Raw genomic sequence first — 8,862 nt, 5'->3', positions numbered from 1 at the left:
CTTGATCAGGTCGTTCTGGAACACCTGCTCAGCCAGCAACTTCTTCAGTCGCGTGTTCTCGGCCTCCAGGTCCTTGAGCCACTTGGCATCTGGCACGCTCATGCTGCCGAACTTGCCGCGCCACAGGTAGTAGGACGCCTCACTGAAGCCATGCCGCCGGCACAGGTCCTTGATCGCCACACCGGCCTCGGCTTCGCGCAGGAAGCCGATGATCTGCTCTTCGGAAAAACGCTTCTTCACGTCCAATCTCCTCGGGGTAGGGAATTGGACTCCAAACTGAGGTGCTACTCAAAATCAGGCGGACGTCGCCCATAAACAACGCCGGTAGTACGCCGGCGTTTGCTTTGATCTCTCTGCGACTGGCTGTGGCCGTCAGGCGTCTGCAGGCGGCGTATCGCTGGCAACAGCCGCCTCGCCTGCTACATCTTCCACCTCGTCCAGCGATGCATCCAGGCGTTCCACTGCCTGCAACTTTTCGCCCTTGGACAAGCGGATCAGCGTGACGCCCTGCGTGTTACGGCCCACGCGCGAGATCTCCGAACCACGTGTACGCACCAGCGTGCCGCCATCGGAAATCAGCAGCACTTCGTCGGTGGCCCCCAGCAGCACTGCACGCACCAACTTGCCGTTGCGCTCGGTGGTCTGGATGCCGATCACGCCCTGCGTGCCGCGCCCCTTGCGCGGATATTCGGCCAGCGGAGTGCGCTTGCCGTAGCCGTTCTCGGTGGCGGTCAGGATGTAGGCCACGTTGCCGTCATCAGCAACCTCGATGACCGCAGTTTCAGCGCCATCGGTGGTTTCGACCACATCATCGACATCGTCGGCTTCGATCTCTTCATCGGCGCCGCCGGCACGCTCAGCCACGATCAGGCTCACCACCTCTTCGCCCTTGGTCAGACGGATACCGCGCACGCCGGTGGCGGTGCGGCCCATCGAACGCACGGTGGATTCGCCAAAGCGCACGGTCTTGCCGTTGGAGGCGAACAGCAACACGTCGCGGTCGCCGTCGGTCAATGCCACACCGATCAGTGCATCGCCTTCATCCAGATTGATCGCGATCTTGCCGCGCGCCAGACGGAAGGCGAATTCGCTCAGCGAGGTCTTCTTGACCGTACCGTTGCGGGTAGCGAAGAACACATAACGATTGTCAACATATTCGCGCACCGGCAGCACCGCCTGCACGCGCTCGCCGGCTTCCAGCGGAATCCAGTTGATGATCGGGCGGCCACGCGCATTGGAGCCGGCCTCCGGCAATTGATGCACCGGCAGCCAGAACACCTTGCCGCTGCTGGTGAAGGTCAGCAGCGTGTCGTGCGTGTTGACCAACCACAGCTGGTCGATGAAATCTTCTTCCTTGGTCGCCGCGGCAGAACGGCCACGGCCACCACGCCGCTGCGCGCGATACGCGCTTACCGGCTGCCGCTTGGCATAACCGGCGTGCGAGAGCGTCACCACCACGTCTTCCGGCGCAATCAGATCCAGGATATCCAGGTCTTCTTCGCTGTGACGGATCTCGGTGCGGCGTTCGTCGCCGTATTCCTCGCGGATATTGATCAGCTCGTCGCGGATCACCTGCAGCAGCACATCCGGATTTTCCAGGATGCGGATCAGGCCTTCGATGACCCCGAGCAGTTGCTTGTACTCGTCGGTCAGCTTTTCCTGTTCCAGGCCAGTCAGACGATGCAGACGCATTTCCAGAATCTGCGAGGCCTGCACTTCGCTGAGCTGATAGAAACCCTTGATCAGGCCAACGCCCGGCGGCAGATCTTCCGGCTTGGACGCTTCGGCACCGGCTGCGCCCAGCAGCGCACCGACCAGACCCGGTTGCCAGGTCTTGGCCAGCATGCGCTCGCGCGCTTCCTGCGGGTTGGCCGAGGTCTTGATCAACTCGATCATTTCATCGATGTTGGCCAACGCAACGGTCAGGCCTTCCAACACGTGCGCACGCGCACGCGCCTTGCGCAGTTCGAAAATGGTGCGGCGGGTGACCACCTCGCGGCGGTGGCGAATGAACGCCTCCAGCATCTGCTTGAGGTTCATCAACTGCGGGCGGCCGTCGATCAGCGCCACCATGTTGATGCCGAACACCGATTCCATCTGGGTCTGCTGATACAGGTTGTTGAGCACAACCTCGGCCGATTCGCCGCGCTTGATTTCGATGTAGATGCGCATGCCGTCCTTGTCGGACTCATCGCGCAGCTCGCTGATGCCTTCAAGCTTCTTTTCCTTGACCAGCTCGGCAATCTTTTCGATCAGCCGCGCCTTGTTGACCTGGTACGGGATCTCGGTGACGACGATCGCCTCGCGGCCGTTGTCGGCCACTTCCACATCGGCCTTGGCACGGATGCGCACGCGGCCACGGCCGGTGCGATAGCCGGCGGCAATGCCGGCGGTGCCGTTGATGATGCCGGCGGTGGGGAAATCCGGGCCCGGGATGTATTCCATCAGGCCTTCGACATCCAGCTCCGGGGTGTCGATCAGCGCGATGCAGGCGTTGATCGCCTCGGTCAGGTTATGCGGCGGGATATTGGTGGCCATGCCCACCGCGATACCGGCCGAGCCGTTGACCAGCAGGCTCGGGAACCGGGTCGGCATGACCGTCGGTTCCTGTTCCTTTTCGTCGTAATTAGGCTGGAAATCGACGGTTTCCTTGTCGATGTCGGCCATCAGCTCATGCGCCAGCCGCGACATGCGCGACTCGGTATAACGCATCGCCGCGGCGGAGTCGCCGTCGACCGAACCGAAGTTACCCTGGCCGTCCACCATCATGTAACGCAGCGAAAACGGCTGCGCCATGCGCACCAGCGTGTCGTATACCGACTGGTCGCCGTGCGGGTGGTATTTACCGATGACGTCGCCGACGATACGCGCCGACTTGAAGTAGGCCTTGTTGCTGTGTGCGCCCAGCTCGTGCATCGCGAATAACACGCGTCGGTGCACGGGCTTGAGGCCATCACGGGCATCGGGGAGTGCGCGGCCCACGATCACGCTCATCGCGTAATCGAGATAACTCTTGCGCATCTCGTCTTCCAGGTTGACCTGGATGATTTCCTTGGCGGTTTCTGCCATTCGGGTTCCGTAAGTGAGGTAGCGGGCGAGCCGGAAAGCCGCGTCGGGGGCGCCCTTGCATCAGGCTGCCTCCCCTACGCTCCCGCCGATCGACTCAAGTGCCAGATTGTACCACGGCAGGCCACCCCGATGCCTCCGGTTTACCAGGCAGAAACAAGCACTTGCGCGGAGTTTGAGCGGCGCTGGCAGCCTGTCGGCGCCGCGTCGGGCTCAGTTGCCGAAGGCCGCCTGCATCCGCGCCTGGTCCGGCTGCGCGATGACGCCACGCTCGGTGACGATTGCATCGATCAGATCGCCGGGGGTCACGTCGAACACCGGGTTCCAGGCATGAATACCGTCGGCCACCGTCCTGACACCGCCCACGCCAAACAATTCGCCTGGATCGCGCTGCTCGATCTCGATCTGGTCGCCACTGGCGGTCGCCATATCCACCGTAGACGACGGCGCCACCACCATGAATTTGACGCCATGGTGGCGCGCGGCGATCGCCAGCTGGTAAGTGCCGATCTTGTTGGCAGTATCGCCATTAGCGCAGATGCGATCGGCGCCGACGATCACCCACTGCACCAGCCCGGATTTCATCAGATGCGAGGCGGCGGAATCGGCGATCAGGGTGGCGTCGATGCCGTCCTGCTGCAGCTCCCACACGGTCAGGCGCGCGCCCTGCAGCCACGGCCGCGTCTCGCCGGCGAAGACCTTGGCGATGCGCTGCTGCGCCATGCCTGCACGGATCACGCCGAGGGCGGTGCCGAAGCCGGCGGTGGCCAGCGAGCCTGTATTGCAATGCGTCAGCACACCGCTGCCCGGCGCGATCAGTGCGGCGCCAAGCGCGCCCATATGGCGGTTGGCGGCGAGGTCTTCATCGGCGATGGCCTGCGCCTCGCGCGCGATCACTGCGCGCCAGTCGGCCCCGGCCGCGCCCAGCACCCGGCGCATGCGCATCAGCGCCCAGGCCAGGTTGACGGCGGTCGGACGCGCCGCGTTGAGCCGCAGCAATGCCGGCTCAAGCTTCTGCAGCGCGGCGTTACCGTCGTCGGCCGCGATGTCGCGCGCGGCCAGCGCCACGCCCCACCCGGCTGCGATGCCGATCGCCGGCGCACCCCGCACGGCTAGCGAATGGATCGCTTCGGCCACCGCGTCGCTGGTGTCGCAACGCACGTGCTCCACCACAAAGGGCAGCTTGCGTTGGTCGAGCAATTCCAGGGCATCGCCGGTCCACAACAGTGGGCGGATGTGGTCGTAGCGGGCGTAATCGATATGGGCGCTGTCATTCATGCGTCCATTGTAATGCGCACGGACATCGGCTGCGCCGGTGGGTGGCCGCGTTGCCTCAGAACGGCCAACAACACGTAGTGAGCAATCGCCAGGTGGGCCTGGATGGCGCGGAGGTACCGCAGTGTACGAGCGGTACATGCCGCACCGAGCACAGGCCGCGCTCTCCTGGCGGCTGCGCAGTCGTTTTTTGTTCGCTGCTCTTAGTCGACGATGAACTCGGCGCGGCAGCCGTCGTTCACCCACACCCCATCGCGGCTCCAGCCCCAGGTCTGGCCTTCCACGCATGGCGTTTTGGACATCTGCCGACCCAGGCGCACCGCGCGTTCCACCGACACACCGCAGGTGCGGCGCGCGCTTTTCTTCGACTCGCAGGTGACCATGCGCGGCACCGCGACGAAGCCGGAGCCGTCTTCGGCACCCACCTCGAATTCGCCATCGCAGCCACGCGACACCCAGATCTCGTTGCGGCGCACGCCCCAGGTGCGCCCTTCCTTGCACGGCCACATCGAGCGTTGCCGCAGCAGCCGCACCGGCGCACCGCGCAGCACCACCGGGCATGCCACCGTGCCGCCATTGGAATCGCAACGCACTACGCGGCGCATCACCGTCGCGGCCTGCACGCGGGTCGCTGCGAATTCGGCGCGACAGCCCTGTTCGACCCACACGCCATCGCGTTCGACATCCCATTCGCTGCCGCGGATGCAGCTGGTTTCGGAAAGTTGGCGCACCAGTTGCACGCCTTGGGCGGTGTCCATCGCACAGTGCACGCGCGCCAGGTCCTCGGACTCGCAGCGCACCACGCCGGCCACGCGGTCCGAAGCGGGCGCATCGGCGAGCATCAGCAGCGGCAGGCACCACAGACCGCATAAGCTGATCAGCCACTTCATGCCGACAATCCTCACCCCGAAACGATCTTCGTCGCGCCCCCGTGTACGTGAAGATGAGAGCATCATCGATGTGAAGATAGCAATACGGTGCCGATGACAGCGCGATGACTCAGGCGCGGGCGAAGTCGAAGGCCAGCACGTCGGCAATCTGCGCGGTGCCGCGCAAGGCCATCAACAAGCGATCCACACCCACCGCCACACCGGCGCAGTCGGGCAACTGCGACAACACCGCGAGCAGGCGTTCATCCAGCGGTAGCTGCGGCAATCCACGCACCGCACGCACGGCGTTGTCGCGCACGAAGCGCGCACGCTGCTCCTGCGCATCGTTCAGTTCGTGATAGCCATTGGCCACCTCGACGCTGCCCAGGTACAGCTCGAAGCGCTCGGCCACCGGCGGATCGTCGTGGCGCACACGCGCCAGTGCGCACTGGCTGGCTGGCCAGTCGTGCACCACCGTCAACGTGTCGCTGGCAAAGCCCGGCTGGATGCGATGGGTCATCAGCAGGTCCAGCCAATCGTCGCGGGTCAGGCCAGCGGGATCGATGGCCACGTCATGCAGCGCGGCGCGTAGCGTTTCGATCGGATCGCGCAGCGGGTCGATGCCCAACCTCTGCACGAACAGTGCACGATACGTCAGCACCTGCACTGCGGCGTCGCGGCCGACCAGCGCGAGTGCGCGGCGTATCAGCGCGATGGTTTCCTGCGCCAGGCTGCGGTCGTTCCAGCCGATCCGATACCACTCGAGCATGCTGAACTCGGGGTTGTGGCGGCCACCGGCTTCGCCATTGCGAAACACCCGCCCCAGTTCGTAGCAATCGCCCGCGCCGGCGGCAAGCAGGCGTTTGAGCGGATATTCTGGCGAAGTGCGCAACCAGCGCACCGGCGCACCGGCGTCGACATGGCCGGTAAAGCGCGTGCTGAAACTTTCGATATTCGGTTCGGTGTTGCCGGCCTGCGAGAGCACCGGCGTTTCCACTTCCAGCACGCCGCGCTCGGCGAAGAAGTTGCGGATCGTGGCGTTGAGCCGGGCCCGCAACTGCAACGCGGCCAGATCGAGCTGCGCCGTGCTCATCGCTGTTGGCCGTGTTCGCCCAGGAAGGCCAGCAGACGCGCTTCGTCCCAGATCTCCACGCCCAGCGATTGCGCCTTGTCGAGCTTGGAACCGGCTTCTTCGCCGGCCACCAGAAACGCCGTCTTCTTGGAGACGCTACCGGCGACCTTGGCGCCCAATGCTTCCAGCCGCTGCTTGGCCGCATCGCGCGTCAGCGCAGCCAAGGTCCCGGTGATGACCACGGTCTGTCCATCGAGCGGGCCAGTCTTTTCTTCGCCAGCCTCCGGCATCATAGCCAGCAGCGCGGAAAGCTTTTTCTGGGCTTTAACCGCGAGCGTGTCGTTGGCCGGCACCAACAGCCAAGTCGCGAGCGACTCGGCCACTGACTGCGGTACACCCGCTTCGACGAGAGGCTCGGGACCGCCATTGCGCAGGGCATCGATGGAACCAAACGCAGTCGCGATCTGGGCGGCGCGAATCGGCGTCACCTTGGGAATCTCCAGGTCCTCCAGCAAATTGGCCAAGCGCAGCTCGCCACGCAGCTTCGGCGAAGGCGGATGGGTGTCGCCGATGCGCACCTTGCGCGCCAGCAGATGATCGATGGCCTTCTGATTCCCGGGCTGATCGAAGAAATGCCCCAGCGAACGCGCCACTTCTCCACCGATATCCGGCACGCGCTTGAACAGCGGCCAGGGCAGATGACGAATCAAGTCCAGATCGCCAAACCACGCCGACAACGCCTTCGCCGTGCTTTCGCCTACGTGTTCGATGCCCAGCGCAAACAGAAAACGCTCCAGCGTGGTGTCGCGCGATGTTTCAATCGCCTCGATCAGATTCTCTGCCCACTTGGTGGCGATCTTCTTGCGATTCCAGTCGAACGTCGGCAGGCCTGCGCGCAGTAGATCGGCCTGCCAGGTTTGCGGCACCTCGCGCTCGCCGGCCAGGTCCACGCCGATACCGACCAAGGTGGCTTCCAGCTGTGCATACGCGCCGCTGGCCAGATGCTCGCGCGCCTCGCGCAAGAACGCATGCGGACTTTCGGCCGTGCTGATCATGCGCAGTTGCAGCAGCTGATCCACCGTGAGCAGATACAGATCGGCCACACCTTGCACCACGCCGCTGTCGACCAACACCTCGATGAATTTTTCGCCCAGACCATCCACATCCATCGCGCGCCGCGAGACGAAATGCCGGAAGGCTTCCTTGCGCTGCGCCGGGCAGGTCAACTCGCCGGAGCAGCGCCACACCGCCTGACCTTCTTCGCGCACGATCTCCGAACCGCAGACCGGGCATTGCGTGGGCATCTGCCACGACTGCGTTGCGGGAGGGCGTTGGTCGGCTACCACGGCGGCCACTTCAGGAATCACATCGCCGGCGCGGCGCACGATCACCGTATCGCCCACGCGCACATCCAGCCGCGCGATCTGGTCGGCGTTGTGCAGCGTGGCATTGGTGACGATCACCCCGGCCACATGCACCGGCTTCAAACGCGCCACCGGCGTGGCCGCACCGGTACGTCCGATCTGGATCTCGATGGCTTCGACGGTGGTGGACTGTTCCTGCGCCGGGAACTTGTGCGCAAGCGCCCAACGCGGCGCACGCGAGACGAAGCCCATCTCGCGTTGCCCGGCCAGATCGTCGAGCTTGTAGACCACGCCATCGATATCGAAGGGCAAGCCGTCGCGCGCCTCACCGATGCGCTGGTAATACGCCAGCAGACCGTCGCTGCCCTGCACCACTTCGACTAGCGAACTCACTGGAAATCCCCACGCGCGCAGCTGCGCCAGCATTGCTGAATGAGTTGACGCAATACTTTGCGGAATCTCCTCAAAGAGGTCCTGCTCTACTTGAATGAGCCCTACCCCATATGCAAAAAAAGAAAGCGGACGCTGAGCCGAGATACGACTATCTAGCTGACGCAAAGAGCCCGCGGCCCCATTCCTCGGATTGGCGAGAAGTTTTTCGCCCCGAGCCATAGCACGCTTATTGAATTCAGAAAACCCATCACGTGGCATATAGACTTCACCCCGAACCTCTAAGATAGCCGGAACGTTGTTGCCCTTTAATTTCAATGGAACTGACCTTATTGTCCGAATGTTCTCACTAACATCCTCGCCAACATCGCCGTCACCACGGGTCACACCTTGAACGAACTTGCCTAGTTCGTAACGCAAGCTAATTGCTAGACCATCAAATTTTGGCTCTACAGAAAATTCGAGCGGGTTCGAGCTGCCCATTCGACGAAAAATTCGATCAACGAAGTTTTTGACCTCAACTTCATCAAATGCATTCGCCAAAGAAAGCATGGGGATTGAGTGTCTAACTTTTACAAATGATTTCCGCACTGCTCCACCCACCCTCATGGACGGTGAGTCAGCCGTGACTAGTTCTGGATACTTCTGCTCCAGTTCCTGTAACTCTCTAAAGAGCTGGTCGTACTGAGCATCTGTAATTTCAGGATCTGCAAGATCGTAATACCGGTGGTCAGCATTTTCGATACGCCGCCGAAGCTCTCGTGCCCGCTCAATCACACCTTGCTCCATCGTCTCAACCAATTGCCCACTCAAGATCTTCAATTCT

6 protein-coding genes and 1 other RNA gene are annotated in these 8,862 nt (G+C 63.0%); all 7 read right to left on the bottom strand.

Annotation, left to right across the window (positions count from 1 at the left end; translation table 11 throughout):
* Nucleotides 1–240 (bottom strand): transposase (locus tag WJW29_RS15535; RefSeq protein WP_146770876.1); only part of this gene is annotated, 240 nt, incomplete at its 3' end.
* A 132-nt stretch (nucleotides 241–372) separates the two neighbouring features.
* Entirely contained in the window at nucleotides 373–3,069 is a 2,697-nt protein-coding gene (gyrA, locus tag WJW29_RS15530; RefSeq protein WP_011259068.1) for a DNA gyrase subunit A, read from the bottom strand.
* A 210-nt stretch (nucleotides 3,070–3,279) separates the two neighbouring features.
* Nucleotides 3,280–4,344, bottom strand: a complete 1,065-nt coding sequence (mtnA, locus tag WJW29_RS15525; protein ID WP_011259069.1) for an S-methyl-5-thioribose-1-phosphate isomerase — start codon at nucleotides 4,342–4,344, stop codon at nucleotides 3,280–3,282.
* 62 nt (nucleotides 4,345–4,406) lie between these two features.
* Nucleotides 4,407–4,482, bottom strand: a non-coding RNA gene (locus WJW29_RS15520) — sX9 sRNA.
* Between the two features lie 62 nt (nucleotides 4,483–4,544).
* Nucleotides 4,545–5,231, bottom strand: coding sequence for a DUF3011 domain-containing protein (locus WJW29_RS15515; RefSeq protein WP_041182140.1), 687 nt, complete (start codon nucleotides 5,229–5,231; stop codon nucleotides 4,545–4,547).
* 109 nt (nucleotides 5,232–5,340) lie between these two features.
* Nucleotides 5,341–6,303, bottom strand: a complete 963-nt coding sequence (gene epmA / locus WJW29_RS15510; protein ID WP_011259071.1) for an EF-P lysine aminoacylase EpmA — start codon at nucleotides 6,301–6,303, stop codon at nucleotides 5,341–5,343.
* Complete coding sequence (ligA, locus tag WJW29_RS15505) at nucleotides 6,300–8,825, bottom strand: NAD-dependent DNA ligase LigA (protein ID WP_011259072.1); 2,526 nt, start codon at nucleotides 8,823–8,825, stop codon at nucleotides 6,300–6,302. Before ligA ends, epmA begins: the two co-directional genes overlap by 4 nt.
* Between the last annotated feature and the right edge of the window lie 37 nt (nucleotides 8,826–8,862).

This window comes from Xanthomonas sp. JL1 (genome assembly GCF_038405005.1).
The sequence above is the reverse complement of the archived record's forward strand: the minus strand, read 5'-3'. Positions and strand labels throughout refer to the sequence as shown.